We start from the raw sequence: 15212 nt of genomic DNA, 5'->3' as shown, positions 1-15212 counted from the left end.
ACGAGAGTATGATGCACTCACTACTCGTTGGCTTCATGGCGCTGCTCCTCACCGGCTGCACGATCCTCTCGCCACAAGAAGAAGCGCACTACCGCTCGCGGGTCTACAATCTGAGCCAACCCGTCGTCTTTGACGCCGTCAAGGCTCAGATGATCGATTATACGATGGCGCTCGCGACGGTCGATCCGGCCAAAGGCCTCCTCAAAAGTCAGCCGAGCGGCGTCGGCCATAGTGCCGCGCTTGCCGGCGGCACCGTCGGCTATCAGCTCACGGTGCAGGTCGAGCCAGTCACCGAGTCCTCTGCGCGCGTCACGCCGGCATGGGCCATGAATGTCTCGTCAGAAGCCTTCAGGCCGAACCTCGTGGCGATCCCCATCGAGCACCGGCCGATCCTCTACGTCGATTTCTTCGACGCCCTCGACACCCGACTGGGCCTCAACACCGCTGCACGATAGGGTTGACTCAAAAGTGCAGACGTCTGCCCTCTGTTATTCAACTGACCCACTACTAATTTCGTCTCTTCGTTTGACAATCGCCTGAGTCTCCTGAAATCTAGCGCATGGTCTCATTGCAGCGGTTCCAATCGGTATTGGGCAAGCCCTACCTGCCGCCGTTATTTTTCTTCAGCGGCGTGACGTACGACACGCTGGTGCTGACGCGCATCGACCGGCTACGGGATAACCTGTTGCTGCTGGCCTATCTCACGCTCTTGGGTTTTCTGATCGTCCTGACCGGGCGCTTGGGAACACAGGAAGCCACGGTCGACGATCTCCCGCCGGATGCGCCCTTCTTCATGAAATGGGTGGTGCAGGCAAAGCCCTACGCACCGATGGCCATTCAGTTCCTGTTGGGCGGCCTTTTCAGCGCCTATGCGATCTTCTATTCCAAAAGCGCCGCCTTCGCGGGAACGGCCGTGTTTTTCTGCATTCTTGTGGCGTTCCTCGTGGCGAATGAATTCCTCCGCAGCCGCCTATCGAACGTGCAACTGCTGGTGAGTCTCTATGCCCTCGTCTGTTTTGCGTTTTTTACCTTCTTCTTTCCGGTGATGACCGGCTGGATGAATGCGGCGATCTTTCTGGCCGGAGCGGTCGTGACGGTGCTGGTCGTCCTGCGGGTCGTGCAGTTGATCTATTGGAACAATGCCGATCGAACGAGGCGCGAGGCGATGTGGGCCGCTGCGCCGGCACTTGGGCTCATCGGGCTCTTGGTCGGCTTCTATTTCCTGAACTGGATTCCCCCGGTGCCGCTCTCCTTGAAGCACGGCGGGATGTATCATGAAGTGAAACGCTCAGGCGACCGGTATGAACTGAGTTTTGAGAAATCGTGGTATGAAGTGTGGAAAGCGTCGGACAATGTGATCCCGGCCGATGATCCCGTCTATTGTTTTACGGCGGTGTTTGCGCCGGTGGCGCTCAAGGCGACCATCTATCATCACTGGTATTACCGACCCGACTCCGGTCAGCCCTTCACCCCCGCCGACCGCATTCCACTTAAGATTTCCGGTGGTCGGGAGGGAGGCTATCGCGCCTACACCTTCAAGGAGGGACTCGATCCGGGTGATTGGCGCGTCGATGTGGAAGCGGAGGACGGACGGGTCATCGGCCGGGTGGCGGTCACGGTGCTGGACAAGACGGCCGTGGGGCCGCTGTCATTGACGACGGTGATGTATTAATCGATGAGTGTGCGTGATTGAGGATGACTCCACCGGCGCCGACCTGCGCGAAGAACGCACAGGTGACGGCCCTGCGGCTCGAACGGGCGATCGACTGATTCACATTGCCGGATGTTTTTACCTCGCGGTGATGAGGGGCGGATGAATGAACGGCAAGCGGCGACCCTGTCGGCACACATGCTCAGGTCGAAGCCGGATGGTAAACTGTAAACTCTACGCTTCATCTTCACCCACTGCCCAGGGAGGCCTTGGTATGATTCGTCGCCACATCGGGCTGTTGCTCATATTGCTGGGCTTGGTTGTCGGCTTTCCTGTCTCGTCGATCCTCGCCGATGAGCCGAAACCGGCGGCGCTGCACTGGATTGCGGGGCCGACCGAGGCCAAGCTGGGCGATCAGGCGTTGCTGAAACTTCCCAAAGGCTATCAATTTCTTGGAGCGCAAGAGACGCAAGCGCTGTTGAAGCGGATGGGGAACTTCCCCTCCGGTTCCGAGCTGGGGTTGATCACGGCGACCGGCGAAGGCGAACAGTGGTTCATGGTCGTGCGCTATATCGACGCAGGCTACGTGAAGGACGATGAGGCGGCCAATTGGGATGCCGATGCGTTGATGGCTTCCATCAAGGAAGGCACGGAGGAAGACAACAAGACCCGCCAGGCGCAAGGCTTTTCACCGCTGATTATTCGCGGGTGGGAAGAGAAGCCGCATTATGACAAGGCTGCGAACAAGGTGGTATGGGCGATCTCGGCGCAGGAGCAGGAATCGGCAGTGGGGGTCAATTACAACACGCTGGCCTTAGGGCGGCAGGGATATCTCAGCATGAATATGGTGGGATCGCTGGAGCAGCTGCCGATGCTGAAGCCGCACGTCAGCCTCCTGCTGGCGAATGTGGAGTTCGTCGAAGGGAAACGGTATACCGACTTTAACAGTACGACCGACAAGGTGGCGGCGGTCGGCCTGACGGCGCTCATCGCGGGCGCAGCCGTCAAGTCAGGCCTGTTGGCGAAACTCTGGGCCTTCATGATTCCCTTGGTGCTGGCCGGAAAGAAGCTGTTGATGCTGCTGGTGATTGCGCTCGGCGGATTGGCCGCGAAATATCTCAAAAGGAAACCGCAGGCTGAGCAGCCGGGCGGCGGCGGGGGATTGTCGTCGTGAAATTTCTCCTGTTGCTCTTGAGCGGCCTCAAATTTGGCAAGATCGCGCTCACCGGCGGCACTATGCTGCTGTCGATGGTGGCATACAGTTTCATCTTCGGCTGGTGGTATGCGGTGGGGTTCGTGCTGCTGATTTTGTTTCACGAACTGGGGCATTACGCCGCCGCCAAACAGCGGAATCTCAACGTCGGTGCTCCGACCTTTATTCCCTTCGTGGGCGCCTGGATTCAACTCAAAGAGCAGCCGATGGACGTGGAAACCGAGGCCTATGTGGGGATCGCCGGGCCGGTTGCCGGGACCGTGGCGGCCATGGCCTGTTATTACGCGGCCGAATATACTCAAAGCCAATTGTTGCTGGCTCTGGCCTACGCGGGATTCATGATCAATCTGTTCAATCTTATCCCCCTGTCGCCATTGGACGGCGGGCGGATCACGGCCATTATCTCGCCCAAGGTCTGGTGGCTGGGGGTGCCGATTCTGATCGGCCTGTTCATCATGAACCAGAGCCCCATGCTGCTCTTGATCGCGATCCTGGCGATTCCGCATGTCATGGCCACCTTCCGTGGTGGCCCCCACGGCCTGCCAGAACGGTACTACGAGGTGCCGCTCGCGACCAAAATCAGTTATGGCCTGTACTACCTCGGCCTCGCCGCATTTCTTGGTATCATGAGTTATGAGACGCACTTGCTGCTGCCATCCGGGCGAGGGTAACCGGATTTTCCATTCCCGTCACTTCGTCTCAGGCTGGAAGCCGTGAACACGTTCACGGCTGAAGTGAGCCGCATCCAGGATCTGACGCACGACGTACGGGCGATCGAGCTGCGTCTCCTGGAGCCGACGAGTCTCACCTTCAAAGCCGGGCAGTTTGTCTCGTTCGAAGTGCCGAAGGAAGGGCAGCCCCGCCCCGTGACCAGGCCCTATTCCATTGCGTCGTCGCCGGAGCAGCGAGATCGAATCCTCCTGGTGCTTAATCTCGTTCAAGGCGGGCCCGGTTCTGGGTATCTGTTCAGTTTGCGGGAAGGATCGCGAACCTCATTCAAGGGCCCGGCGGGCGCGTTCTACCTCAAGGACGATGGGGACAGGGAACTGTTGTTTGTGGCGACGGGAACCGGCATTGCGCCAATGCGGAGCATGATTCTGGCGCAATTGCAGCGCGCGCCGGACCGGCCGGTGACGCTGTTTTGGGGGCTCCGCAGCCAGCGGGATCTCTATTGGCAAGATGAATGGGCCGCGCTGGCTTTGGCTCATCCCAACTTTATTGTCGTGACGACGCTCTCCAGGCCGGAGCCGGGGTGGTCAGGCGCCCATGGTCGAGTGACGGCCTTGGTGGAGGAGCGGATCAACTCCGTCAGGAATCTTGCGGTCTATCTCTGCGGGGGAAGCGCGATGATCAAGGACGTGACAGCGCGGATCAACGCCAAGGGATTGTGTCCGATCTATCGCGAAAAGTACTACGACGAGTGACGGCCGATGAAAGAGGGCGCCAGCGGCGCTCTCGGTTGCACGCCTCCCTGCAACGTACCCAGAAGGTACGCCTCAGTCGTCATGCTTCCTGCGGCCTTGCTGGACGACCTCTTTGATCGGCCCGACCGCCGGGTGACTAAAAAAGGTCGCCAGAATCGATCTCGCCGCGCGTCGAAAGAGCTATTGCGCCTGGGGCGTTCGCTTGGTCGTGTGCTGAAACACACATTTGGGGCAGGTGTAGTGAATGAACTGGCCTCCGGCCACCAGGCGTTTGGTCATGGCCACCTTGCACCAGGTGCACAGGCGGTCAGGGAGTTCAGCAGTCGGGGTCGAGGCGTTGGATTGCGGTGTGGGTGTGTCAGACATGGGCGGCATTCTCGCTAAGGGGTCGCGAGTTTGTCAATGCGCGTGAAATTTCGGAGATAAATATTTACAGTGTTTCGAACGTTCAGTATAGTGCAAATACATGCTTCACTACTCCCACCATCCCCAACAGAAAGGTCATATCGCATATGCACAACGCCGAAGGTGCCACTTCAGACGACATCTCATCATCTTCAGCCAGGATTGCTGACTCCGCGGTCCATCCGGACTCTGTCGGACCCGGCAAAGCCTGGGGCATTTGCACCTCTGTTGACCTCCACGATTGCATTCCCGAACGCATCCGCGATGCCAAACAAATTGAAGCCTATGTTGTGCAGCTCTGCGAGCTGATCGAGATGAAGCGGTATGGCTCCTGCCAGATCGTGAATTTCGGCGAAGGCCGGGTAGCGGGTTACAGCATGGTGCAGTTGATCGAGACGTCCTTGATCAGCGGACATTTCGCCAACGATACCAATAGCGCCTATCTCGACATCTTCAGTTGCAAGGGATATGAGCCGGCCGTCGTTGAAGAGTTCTCCAAGGCCTTCTTCGGCGCCCGTCGTTCGAGCCACCGGGCTATGTTGCGGTACTAGACCGATCCCTCCTGGATCTCGGCCCCGGCAGGGGGCTGTTCTCCTGCCGGGGCTCCAAGTCATGAAGCCATCACCACCTAAGACCGTTCGCGCGTTTTTCTCTACCCTCGCAGACAAGCTGGACTCTGAGGCTGCCGAAGGACTGGACGTGGTCTACCAGTTCGATTTGAACGGAACTGACGGGGGACAGTATCAACTTCAGATCCAGAACGGGGCCTGCCAGGTGTCCGAAGGGACCCATCCGGACCCGAATGTCACGCTGGCGATGTCAGGTGAGGATTGTCTGCGTGTATTGAATGGCCAGGTCAGCGGCACCATGATCGCCATGACCGGTCGCCTTCGCATCAGCGGTGATATGGGCCTCGCGCTCCAGCTCGCTTCCCTCTTCCCAAGCCTCCGGCCCTAGCAGGCTGTCGAGAAATGCCGCCTGCGGCGTTCTCGGACGCGCCTCTCCTTGCGACGTACCCTTCAGATACACCTCAGTCGCCGTGCCTCCTGCGGCCTTGCTGGACAGCATTTCTGAATAGCCTGCAAATCTCAAAACATAGGCCACGCGCTTGCTAAGCCTGTTGTCCGGCGAGTTCGACGTCTGCCGGGGTCTCCCCCAGTTGATCGGCTCGCCGTGGAAACCGCTCTTCCAGCATCGTATAGACGGTCGGGACGAGAAACAGCGTCAGAATCGTCGAGACGGTGAGGCCACCGACTACGGCCCGCGCGAGCGGCGCATTGGTTTCACTACCGGTCCCCAAGCCGAGGGCCATCGGGATCAGGCCCACGACCGTGGCGAGAGAAGTCATGAGAATCGGCCGCAGTCTGGTGCGAGAGGCCGTGACGACAGCGGTGGAAAGGTCGAGCCCCCGGCGTCGCAAGACGTTGGTGTAGTCCACTAGCAGGACGCCGTTCGACACGACGATACCCAGCATCATGATGATGCCCATCAATGATGAGGTGGAGATGGTAGTGTTGGTGAGGTACAGGATCACGATCACGCCGGGAATTCCCATCGGGACCGAAAACATGATGATGAAGGGATCGATGAGCGACTTAAACTGTGCGGCCATCACCATGTACACCAGGATCAAGGCCAGGGCGCTGGCATACATGAGGCCCTCGAAGGTCTCGCGCTGTTGCTGGATTTGGCCGGCGAGCCGGATGCTGAAGCCCGTTGGCAATTGCAGCTGGGCGAAGGCCGCTTCCAGGTCCTGGGCAATCGCGCCGAGATCACGACCGACGGGGTTGGCTGTGATGTGGACGACCCGCTGGAAATATTTGCGCTCGATTTTTACAGGGCCGGCATTCAGCTTGAGGGTGGCAAGGTTCTTGAGCAAGACCGGCTCGCCGTTTTTGGTCGTGAGCAGCACATGCTCAATGGCTGTCAGGTCCTTGCGGTGCTCCTCCGCGAGCCAGGCGCTGATGTAGTACTCGTTCCCGTTTTGCGGGTCGGTGTAGATAATCGGGTCAGTCTGGCCGTTGCCGTTCAGGGAAAACAGCACGGCATTGGCCACGTCCGTTTCGCTGATACCCAGGAGCGCGGCCTTTTCTCGATCCACGACCACGTTGACTTCAGGGTAGTTCTCCTCCCGGCTGACTTCTATGTCCGCCATGCCGGGGATCTTGTGCATGATCTCCTGCGTCTGTTGGATGACGGTGCGGGCCTTCTCGAAATCGTACCCGTAAATTTCCACGTCGATGGATTTTTGCGACCCGAAGCTCGTCACGCGTTTGACCAGGCCGCCGGGATCGAAAAACATCGCCACGCCGGGAAAGAGTTTGACCACTGACGGCCGGACGGCGTTCATGATTTCAACCTGGTTGCGCCGGCGTTTATCGGGAGAGGCCAGATAGACGGAAATGACTGAGGTATGCGGTCCCGTGTTGGGATTAAACAATGAGGATCGGCCCTGCGCGAGCACGCCGGTGCTGGAGGCGATCGCTTCCAGTTCGTCCGGCGGAATCTTTTCACGCAGCACCCGTTCGACCTCGGCGACTTGCTCGACGGTTTTCTCCACCCGCTGGCCCACGGGCGCCCGCAAAACGATGCGGAACTGGCTTTCATCCGACACCGGCAGAAATTCGGTTCCAATAAAAGGTAGTAATGCAAGAGAACTGACAAACAGCGCGACCACGGCGACCAATAACGTGCGGCGATGGGCCAATATCCAACGCAGGCTGCGTTCGTACCCTTCGTCGAGGGCTTCGTAGCGGCGCTGGCTCCACTGCATGATGCGCACGAACCAGGCGGGCAGGGAACGGTGCGCCTCCTGCTCCGACTTCAAGAAGCGATAACAGAGCGCCGGGGTCACGGTCCGCGAGACGAAGAATGAGGTGAAGAGGGCAATGGCGATCGTGAGAGTCAGCGGAATAAGCAGGAGCCGCGCGATGCCCACGATAAAAAACATCGGCAGGAACACGACGACGGTGGTGACCGTTGAGGCGAAGATCGGCATGGCGACCTCGCGCGCGGCGTTGACGATGGCGTCCCAGCGGTTCCGGTCGACATTCAGATGGCGTTGAATGTTCTCGAGTTCGACGATCGAATCGTCCACCAGACGTCCGATGCCCAGCGCCAGGCCGCCCATCGTAAACACGTTCAGCGTCTGGTTGGTGAAATACAGCACGATGAACGTCACGAGAATCGAGAGCGGGATGGCGACTGAGATGATCAACGTGCTGGTGAGGTTTCTCAGGAACAGGAGGATGACCGCCGCCGCGAGCAACGATCCGTGGAGCGCCTGCTCGATGAGGTTCTTGATCGATTGCCGGATGTAAATCGATTGATCGAAGGAGATCCCCAACTGCACGCCGGGCGGGATGCCGATCATTTTGGGAATCGCTTTGCGCAACGCATCGACGACTTCCACGGTATTGGCGATCGGCTGCTTGTTGACGCGCAGATAGACGGACCGTTTGCCGTCCGTGCGGACGACGTTGGTTTGAATGTCCGATGAGTCGGAGAGGACGCCGACATCCCGCACGCGCACGGGATTGCCCCGCGCGTCGATCTTCACGACGACGTCGTTGATCGGTTCCACGGTTTTGAACTGCGTGTTGGTGAATACGTTGTAATCGAGGTTCCCGGCCTTGATGTCGCCCGAAGGCAGGATCAGGTTGGACGCCTTCACGGCCTTGACGACATCGAGGATCGAGAGGCCGCGCGCCTGCAATAAAGCCGGGTCCAGATTGATGTTGATCTGTCTGATCTTCCCGCCTTCCACCGTGGCAGCTGCGACGTTGGCGATTTGTTCAATTTGCGGGGCGACGGTGTTGTAGGCCAGGTCGTAGAGCGCGCGTTCGTCAAGGTCGCCGCCGGAGGCCGTCACGAAGGCGACCGGGATGTTGGAGACGTCGAATTTGACGATGAAGGGCTGCAGAATGCCGGGCGGGAGGCTGTTCAAAATCTGGGTGATGCGCTGCATCACTTCCATTTGGCCGACGTTGATATCCGCCCCCCAATTGAACCAGATCTGCACCGCACCGATGCCCTGCTTGGCAAAGGACTCCACATGTTCGACGTTGGAGGCGGAACTGACGGCCTTCTCGATGGGGTAGACGACGCTCTGTTCGATGTCGAGCGGAGGCGCGCCCTTGTAAATGACGCCGACGAACGCGACAGGAACTTGAATGTTAGGAAAGAGATCGACCGGAAGGCGTTCCAGCGAAGTAGCCCCCAGAATCACCATTGCCAGGGACAACATCAGGATGCCGATGCGATTGCGGAGCGCGAGGAGTGTCAGCCACATAATGGAAGCGTGAAAGGTGAAAGGTGAGAGGTGACACGCAATGAAGACAACGCGAGAGGTTCCTTCACCTTGTACTTTTTACGACTCACGTTTCGCGGCATCTATCGGCTGCGTTTGTACCGGGACACCTTCGCTGACCAAGTCTTTGCCGGAGACGATCAGTTGTTCGTCCCCTGCGAGGCCTTTCAGCACTTCGACACGGTTCTCGGCGCGCGCGCCCAGTTCGACCGGCACTTGGTGCGCCTTCCCGTCTTGTACGACATAGACATACTGCGAGTCTTCGAGCCGGCTCACGGCGTCCAGAGGAATCTGAATCGCCTGGGGATGTTTTCCGACCAGGACTTCGACGCGGGCGAACATGCCGCCTTTGAGGCGGTGGTCCTTATTCGGCAGATCGACCTCCACGGTCATGGTGCGGGTGGCGCGGTTCAATGCCTGCACAATGCGGGTTACTCGGCCGTCGAACACCTCATTCGGATAGGCCTCGGCGCGAACGTCGGCGCGTTGCCCGACTTGCACAAGGGGCACATCCTTCTCCACGACTTCGATCAATGTGCGCACGGTTTCAACGTCGTGCACGCTCAGGATGCCGCGCGACACGGTAGACGTGCTGGCGGTTGTGCCGCTCACATAGGCGCCGGGGTCGAGGTTGCGCTCGGCGATATAGCCGGCAAAGGGGGCGCGGATGTAGGAATAGGCAAGATTCGTCTCGGCCTGTGCCAGGGCGACCGTCATCTGTTGCACCTGCGCGCGCAGAGAATCCTGTAGGGCCACGGCCGCATCGCGGTTCACCAGGGCCGTATCCAGGTCCTGCTGCGAGACAAACTGGTCTTTGATCAGCGCTTGCATGCGGTCAAGCGTGAGGGTGGCGTTCCGTACTCCGGCGTCCTGCTGGACGACCTTCGCTTTGGCCGACAAGAGATTGGCCTTGGCCTGATTGACCGCATGGATGTAGTCGGTATGGTCGATTTCGACCAGCAACTGATTCGCCTTTACCAAATCGCCCTTATCCACATAGATCCTGGCAATGTAGCCGTCCACGCGGGAGAAGATGTTGACGAGCTGGTTCGGAATCAAATCGGCGGTATAGGTCAACCGCACGTCGAGATCCTGTTTGATGGGCGTCATGGTGCCCACGGTGAGAATCCGGTTCTTGCGCGGGTCCGTTTTGGCGCCGCTCGTGAGGCGGAACACGACCAATGCCGCTACGGCGACAAAGAGGATGATGCCCAGGGTGACGATCGGATGCCGTTTGATCGGATTACCGGACACGAGTCAGGCCTCGTTTTTTATCGGTGGATGAAGGCTGGAGGCCGTTCAAAAACAGTTCCGCATAGGTGGCGACAATCTCTTTATGGGGACAGTGCAAGGGCACGTCGAAAATTTCGTGTAGCAGTCGGTGGTGCACGACCATGCCGATGAAGGCGCGCGCCGCGAGCAAGGGATCGATTGGACGAAAAGCGCCCTCGTCGATCCTGGTCTGAATGTAGCCGGCTAAATAGTCATAGAATACCCGGTGTTGTTTTCCGAAAAACATATCGGCGAGCTCATGGCCCTCCAACGCGCTGAAGAGCAGTAGCCGTAACATCGTGGGATCGGCGCCCGGGCGGATCCGGTAGCTGGCAATCAGGGTAAAGACCCGATGGTCGTCACGTTTGTGCGCACATTTCTCCACGGCGCTCAGCAGTTCGCTCAACGGAGCCTTTTCGGCCAGGATGGCGGTGTACAGTGCCCGCTTAGTCGGAAAGTACTTGAACACCAGCGCTTCGCTCACGCCGGCGGCCTTGGCGATTTCTTTGGTGGTGGTGCCTTTGAAGCCCTTGGCGGCAAACAAGTTCGCGGCAGAGGCAATCAGGCTGGCCTGGCGATCCTGGCTGACATTGCGAGAACTGGCGCTCGTCGGTTTCACGTCATCGTTCGTCCGGTGAGTGATTACTCACCACTCAAGGTATCACGCAACAATGAAGGGTGACAAGGATCGCGAACATTCCATCCGCAGGGGGGAATGTCCTGGAGGACAGGGGGAGAGAGGACGATAGCCCGGTCACGGGGCGGAAGGCGAATTGCCTTCATTCAACTTCACGCGAAACGCTTCGCTCTCGAAAAAAATCACGCCCTGGCTGGTACGAAGATCATACCGAAGGATGATCGCGCTGTCTGGTCCCTGCCAGTTGAAAAACTTGACCGCGCCACCCGTCATCTGACCGGGGCTCTGATCGATCGGGCCGAATTGTTGCTGCAGGAAGGTCAATAGGTGGTCGTGGGTGTCCTTTCCGGTATACCGGACCATGACGCGGGCGAATTTCCCTTCGATGGTGCTGAACTTCATGGACTCGACCGTCGCCGGTCCCAATGTCCGGGGTGTGGATGTCAGTTCATAGGTTTGGACCCGGCCCGCATCCTCCACCTTCAGGAACCGATCGGATTCGGTAAACGCTGCTCCCCAGGGAATGCCTTCGAAACCATTCGGGTCGTTCTGCATGGGGACGGCCCCCGCCGGGGCGATCGGCGGCAGTAGCAGGATCCCGATGGCAAGAATACGCAGCCAGCGTGTGTGGGAGCGGAAGGTCTGTCCGCGCAGCATAGGTTAGTCCGCCGTATCCGACATGCGATCTTGAAAGCGTGGCGCCAGGTTGCGGCTTTCGATAAAAATAAAGCCCCGGTCCCGGTTTGCCTCATAGGTCAGCGTGATTTCTGTTTCCGGTCCACGCCACGTATATTGCTGGTTGAGTCCGCGCATCATTTGGCCGGGAAGCCGTTCAATCGCCCCATAGGTCCGTTCGAGATATTGCAACACCTGCTGATGAGCCTGCGCGCCACGGTATCGGATCGTCACGCGCGCAAACTGGGCGTCCACCGTCGAAAGGTGCAGGCTCTCGACGGGAATGTCGGCATAGACCGGGGGGCGGTCGCGAAATTCATAGTCGATGGTATGCGTGTTCTCACGGGTGACGGCGAGGTCAGAAATGCCGGCGAGGGGCGTGCCCCAGGAAAGATCGTGATAGCCGTGCGGATCGTTGACCATGGTAATGGCGAAAGCCGGCCCGGCTGTGAGGAGCAGCAGCGCGCTGACGGACCCGATGCACTGCAGGAGACGGAGAGGCGACCATATTGAAAACGCGTTGCGCATGGCTTTCACAGGGTCCCGATATGGCACGCTACCATGGGCGTTCACGCGGCGGCAACTCTCCGTGCGGTGTTCTTGTGAATGAAGGACCCCTTGGCTATAATGCGCCTCTTGTGCCGGGGCCCGTCAGGCGACAGGAGCATGGTTCATGGTCGACAGTGATGTGTTCGTACAGGCGCTCGAGAATATGGGCGTCAACTTCTTCACCGGTGTGCCCGATTCCCTGTTGGGCGGCATCATCGAAGAGTTGCTCACGCGCAAGCTCTACACCTCGGCCGTGCGCGAGGATGAGGCCGTCGCCATGGCTGCCGGCGCCTTCATGGCCGGAAAAATTCCGGCCGTGCTCATGCAGAACTCCGGGCTCGGCACGTCGTTGAACACCCTGCTGTCGCTCAATATGATCTATCGGCAGCCGTGCCTCTTGCTGGTATCCTGGCGAGGCTTTGAAGGAAAAGACGCTCCGGAACATCTGGTGATGGGCGAGACGATGCCGCAGTTGCTCGACACGATGAAAATTCCACACCGGACCCTGTCGGAACAGACGATGGCGGACGATCTCCGGTGGGCGGGACAAACCTTTATGAAGCAACGTATTCCGGTCGCCCTCCTGATCAAAAAGGGCATCATCAAGGGGTTGCACCCATGAGGCCGGAACAGGGGACGATGCAGAGCCGGGCGCAGGCGATGGCTGCCCTGCTAGAACTATTGACGGATCAGCCCGTCATCATCTGCAACGGATTTCCTTCGCGGGAAGCCCAGAAACTGGCCGATCGGCCGACACATTTCTATATGATCGGGTCGATGGGCAATGCCGCAGCCATCGGCCTGGGCGTGGCGCTGTCCAAACCTTCAAAGAAGGTGATCGTCTTCGACGGAGACGGCAACGTGCTGATGGGGATGGGCACATTGGCGACGGTGGGCGCATTGCGACCGAAGAATTTCGTCCATGTCGTGTTCGACAATGAAGTGTATGGCTCGACGGGGAATCAGCCGACCATCTCGAACGTCGTTCAGCTGGAAAAGGTGGCGAAGGCGGCGGGATATGTGGCGGTCGAACGGGTGTTGGACCGTGAAGATCTCGTGTACGAATTCAAAGATATGTTGAAGAACGATGGACCGAGTATGTTGCTCGTCAAGGTGAACGAGTTTGTCGAGGATGCCGGACGGATTGCGCTGGAGCCGCCGGCCATCACCGCGCGCTTCATGAAAGCCATCGAGTAGTGGCGGTGCCCTGAACGTGCTGAGTGAGCCCGTCCTACTCTGTCCCGATCACCAGCCTGAGGGATAATCATGATACTTCTGAATCCAGGTCCGGTCAATGTGAGCGAACGGGTGCGGCAGGCCTTGTTGCGTCCGGATATTTGCCATCGGGAATCCGAGTTTTCCGAGATGCTGCTTCGCATCCAGCAGAAGCTGCTCACCGCCTTCGTGCCCGGTGCGGAGTCGGACTACGTGGCCGTCGTCTTGACGGGGTCCGGCACGGCTGCCGTGGAGTCCGCCGTCATGTCCTGCCTCCCGTTGGGCAAGCGCATGTTGGTGCTCAACAACGGGGTCTACGGCGAACGCCTGTCCAATATGATCGGGTTGCAGCGGCTCGGTGTCTCTGAACTGAAGTCGGACTGGCACATCCGGCCTGATCCGGAACGGCTCCGGTTAGCCCTCCGGCAGCACCCCGAAGTGCACGCGGTATCGATGGTGCACCACGAGACGACGACCGGCTTGATCAATCCGGTGAAAGAAATTGCGGAAGTGGCTGATAGCCTCAACCGGGTCTTCGTCCTCGATTCGGTCAGCGGTCTGGCAGGCGAACCGATCGATATCGCCGGATCGCACATCTATATGGTGGCGGGAACGGCGGGGAAGTGCATTCAGGGGTTCCCCGGCGTCTCGTTTGTCCTGCTGCGCAAGGGATTCCTGGACCAGATGCGCAAGTATCCAAAGCGGTCCTGGTACCTGACCCTGACTCATTATGTTGATGAACAGGGACGAGGGATCGTGCCGTTCACGCCGGCTGTGCAGGTGTACTACGCCTTTGAAGAGGCCCTGGACGAGTTGCTGGAAGAGGGGTTGGCGAACCGCTTTCAGCGGTATCGGCGCATGGCAACAAGAATTCGCGAGCGGATGGCAGGTATGGGAGTGCAGCCGTTCCTGCCGGCGGACCTGCAGTCGAATACGATCACCACCTTCCATCTACCGGCCGGGCTGAGCTACGCCACCCTGCATGATCAGCTCAAGGACCGCGGCTATGTGATCTATGCCGGTCAGGGACAACTGGAATCGAAGGTCTTTCGGGTCGCCAACATGGGAGCCCTCACTGAATCCCAGATCGACGGCTTTCTGGGCGCGTTCGAGGAAGTCATGGCGGGTGCGGCGGCGCGCGCATGAAGGCGATTATCCTTGCGGCAGGAGTCGGCAAACGCCTCTGGCCGGTGACCCAGCATAAACCAAAATGCCTGATCGAGATCGGCGGGCAGACCTTGCTGTCCCGCTATCTGGAATCCCTGGCCTCGGTCAAAATCAAGCACGTGACGATTGTGGTCGGATACAAGCAGGAGATGATCAGGGCTGCCGTTGGCTCGCAGTGCCATGGGGTAGACATCTCCTATCTCGTGAACGAGGAGTTTCATCGCGGCAGCATTTCGTCGCTGTGGATTGCCAGGCAGGCGCTGATAGACGACGTGGTCATCATGGACGCGGATGTGTTGTTTCATCGGGAAATCCTACGTCGCCTGGTGGCGTCTCCCTACGAAAACTGCCTGCTGATGGACGACACGGTGAAGCAAACCGGCGAGGAATGTATGGTCGTCGTACAGGGCGAGCGTGTCATCGCCTTGAGCAAAAAGGTGCCTGATCGGTACGATCTCGCCGGCGAAGGCGTCGGGTTCCTCAGGGTGCGCCGGGCAGATACTGCGCATGTGATCACCTCCCTCAAGGGATACATTGATCAGGACCGTTGGGACATGGAATACGAAGACGGATTGCTGCAGTATTTCCGCGAGGTCAAGGTCGGGCATGAGAAAATCGGAGGACTGCCCTGGACCGAAATTGATTTCCCTGAAGATGTGACGAAGGCGGAGCGGGAGGTTCTGCCCCGGCTATAG

General features: G+C 59.0%; 17 protein-coding genes. 11 read left to right on the top strand and 6 right to left on the bottom strand.

The features are described 5' to 3' along the window. Positions 1 to 8: 8 nt before the first annotated feature. The 5 genes from GDA65_06860 to GDA65_06840 all read left to right on the top strand — a co-directional run bounded on the left by GDA65_06860 (position 9) and on the right by GDA65_06840 (position 4288). Positions 9 to 455: a hypothetical protein gene (locus GDA65_06860; protein MBA5862411.1), complete on the top strand. Its 447-nt coding sequence runs from the start codon at positions 9 to 11 to the stop codon at positions 453 to 455. Between the two features lie 104 nt (positions 456 to 559). Then, positions 560 to 1672, top strand: a complete 1113-nt coding sequence (locus GDA65_06855) for a DUF2914 domain-containing protein (GenBank protein MBA5862410.1) — start codon at positions 560 to 562, stop codon at positions 1670 to 1672. 145 nt (positions 1673 to 1817) lie between these two features. Then, positions 1818 to 2825 carry a DUF2167 domain-containing protein gene (locus GDA65_06850; GenBank protein ID MBA5862409.1) on the top strand — a complete coding sequence of 336 codons (1008 nt, stop codon included), beginning with the start codon at positions 1818 to 1820 and terminating at the stop codon, positions 2823 to 2825. Continuing rightward, positions 2822 to 3535, top strand: coding sequence for a site-2 protease family protein (locus GDA65_06845; protein MBA5862408.1), 714 nt, complete (start codon positions 2822 to 2824; stop codon positions 3533 to 3535). Before GDA65_06850 ends, GDA65_06845 begins: the two co-directional genes overlap by 4 nt. 42 nt (positions 3536 to 3577) lie before the next feature. Beyond that, a complete protein-coding gene (locus GDA65_06840) occupies positions 3578 to 4288 on the top strand; it encodes a hypothetical protein (GenBank protein ID MBA5862407.1) in 711 nt (236 codons plus the stop codon). 180 nt (positions 4289 to 4468) lie between these two features. On the opposite strand, the gene GDA65_06835 is transcribed toward GDA65_06840, so the two are convergent. Further along, the gene (locus tag GDA65_06835; protein MBA5862406.1) at positions 4469 to 4654 is read right to left on the bottom strand and encodes a hypothetical protein; all 186 of its coding nucleotides are present in this window, start codon (positions 4652 to 4654) and stop codon (positions 4469 to 4471) included. Positions 4655 to 4800: 146 nt separating this feature from the next. On the opposite strand from GDA65_06835, the gene GDA65_06830 reads away from it, so the two are divergent. Next, a complete protein-coding gene (locus GDA65_06830) occupies positions 4801 to 5244 on the top strand; it encodes an S-adenosylmethionine decarboxylase (protein MBA5862405.1) in 444 nt (147 codons plus the stop codon). Next, positions 5162 to 5650, top strand: coding sequence for a hypothetical protein (locus GDA65_06825; GenBank protein ID MBA5862404.1), 489 nt, complete (start codon positions 5162 to 5164; stop codon positions 5648 to 5650). Before GDA65_06830 ends, GDA65_06825 begins: the two co-directional genes overlap by 83 nt. A 154-nt stretch (positions 5651 to 5804) precedes the next feature. Here the strand turns inward: GDA65_06825 and GDA65_06820 are convergent, their stop codons facing one another. From GDA65_06820 to GDA65_06800, 5 genes are all read right to left on the bottom strand, one after another. After that, positions 5805 to 8984, bottom strand: a complete 3180-nt coding sequence (locus tag GDA65_06820; protein MBA5862403.1) for an MMPL family transporter — start codon at positions 8982 to 8984, stop codon at positions 5805 to 5807. A gap of 78 nt (positions 8985 to 9062) precedes the next feature. Further along, positions 9063 to 10256: an efflux RND transporter periplasmic adaptor subunit gene (locus tag GDA65_06815; protein MBA5862402.1), complete on the bottom strand. Its 1194-nt coding sequence runs from the start codon at positions 10254 to 10256 to the stop codon at positions 9063 to 9065. Then, on the bottom strand, positions 10246 to 10917 hold the full coding sequence (locus tag GDA65_06810; GenBank protein MBA5862401.1) for a TetR family transcriptional regulator: 672 nt from the start codon (positions 10915 to 10917) through the stop codon (positions 10246 to 10248). The genes GDA65_06815 and GDA65_06810 overlap by 11 nt, the downstream gene beginning before the upstream one ends. Positions 10918 to 11028: 111 nt before the next feature. Further along, entirely contained in the window at positions 11029 to 11568 is a 540-nt protein-coding gene (locus GDA65_06805; GenBank protein ID MBA5862400.1) for a hypothetical protein, read from the bottom strand. A gap of 3 nt (positions 11569 to 11571) precedes the next feature. After that, entirely contained in the window at positions 11572 to 12159 is a 588-nt protein-coding gene (locus tag GDA65_06800) for a hypothetical protein (GenBank protein MBA5862399.1), read from the bottom strand. A 100-nt stretch (positions 12160 to 12259) separates the two neighbouring features. Here GDA65_06800 and GDA65_06795 point away from each other — a divergent pair, with 100 nt between their 5' ends. The 4 genes from GDA65_06795 (at position 12260) to GDA65_06780 (ending at position 15212) form a co-directional block, all read left to right on the top strand. Next, the gene (locus tag GDA65_06795; protein MBA5862398.1) at positions 12260 to 12757 is read left to right on the top strand and encodes a sulfopyruvate decarboxylase subunit alpha; all 498 of its coding nucleotides are present in this window, start codon (positions 12260 to 12262) and stop codon (positions 12755 to 12757) included. Further along, a complete protein-coding gene (locus GDA65_06790) occupies positions 12754 to 13332 on the top strand; it encodes a sulfopyruvate decarboxylase subunit beta (GenBank protein MBA5862397.1) in 579 nt (192 codons plus the stop codon). Before GDA65_06795 ends, GDA65_06790 begins: the two co-directional genes overlap by 4 nt. Before the next feature lie 69 nt (positions 13333 to 13401). Further along, a complete protein-coding gene (locus GDA65_06785; protein MBA5862396.1) occupies positions 13402 to 14496 on the top strand; it encodes an aminotransferase class V-fold PLP-dependent enzyme in 1095 nt (364 codons plus the stop codon). Next, positions 14493 to 15212, top strand: a complete 720-nt coding sequence (locus GDA65_06780) for an NTP transferase domain-containing protein (GenBank protein MBA5862395.1) — start codon at positions 14493 to 14495, stop codon at positions 15210 to 15212. Before GDA65_06785 ends, GDA65_06780 begins: the two co-directional genes overlap by 4 nt.

This window comes from Nitrospira sp. CR1.1, from assembly GCA_014055465.1.
Classification (GTDB): domain Bacteria; phylum Nitrospirota; class Nitrospiria; order Nitrospirales; family Nitrospiraceae; genus Nitrospira_A.
The sequence above is the reverse complement of the archived record's forward strand: the minus strand, read 5'-3'. Positions and strand labels throughout refer to the sequence as shown.

Excerpts from the sequence above, each read along its gene's own strand:
- GDA65_06860 (MBA5862411.1), top strand. The coding sequence starts at position 9 with ATGATGCACTCACTACTCGTTGGCTTCATGGCGCTGCTCCTCACCGGC.
- GDA65_06855 (MBA5862410.1), top strand. The coding sequence starts at position 560 with ATGGTCTCATTGCAGCGGTTCCAATCGGTATTGGGCAAGCCCTACCTG.
- GDA65_06850 (MBA5862409.1), top strand. The coding sequence starts at position 1,818 with ATGAACGGCAAGCGGCGACCCTGTCGGCACACATGCTCAGGTCGAAGC.
- GDA65_06835 (MBA5862406.1), bottom strand. The coding sequence starts at position 4,654 with ATGTCTGACACACCCACACCGCAATCCAACGCCTCGACCCCGACTGCT.
- GDA65_06830 (MBA5862405.1), top strand. The coding sequence starts at position 4,801 with ATGCACAACGCCGAAGGTGCCACTTCAGACGACATCTCATCATCTTCA.
- GDA65_06825 (MBA5862404.1), top strand. The coding sequence starts at position 5,162 with ATGAGCCGGCCGTCGTTGAAGAGTTCTCCAAGGCCTTCTTCGGCGCCC.
- GDA65_06820 (MBA5862403.1), bottom strand. The coding sequence starts at position 8,984 with ATGTGGCTGACACTCCTCGCGCTCCGCAATCGCATCGGCATCCTGATG.
- GDA65_06805 (MBA5862400.1), bottom strand. The coding sequence starts at position 11,568 with ATGCTGCGCGGACAGACCTTCCGCTCCCACACACGCTGGCTGCGTATT.
- GDA65_06795 (MBA5862398.1), top strand. The coding sequence starts at position 12,260 with ATGGTCGACAGTGATGTGTTCGTACAGGCGCTCGAGAATATGGGCGTC.
- GDA65_06790 (MBA5862397.1), top strand. The coding sequence starts at position 12,754 with ATGAGGCCGGAACAGGGGACGATGCAGAGCCGGGCGCAGGCGATGGCT.
- GDA65_06785 (MBA5862396.1), top strand. The coding sequence starts at position 13,402 with ATGATACTTCTGAATCCAGGTCCGGTCAATGTGAGCGAACGGGTGCGG.
- GDA65_06780 (MBA5862395.1), top strand. The coding sequence starts at position 14,493 with ATGAAGGCGATTATCCTTGCGGCAGGAGTCGGCAAACGCCTCTGGCCG.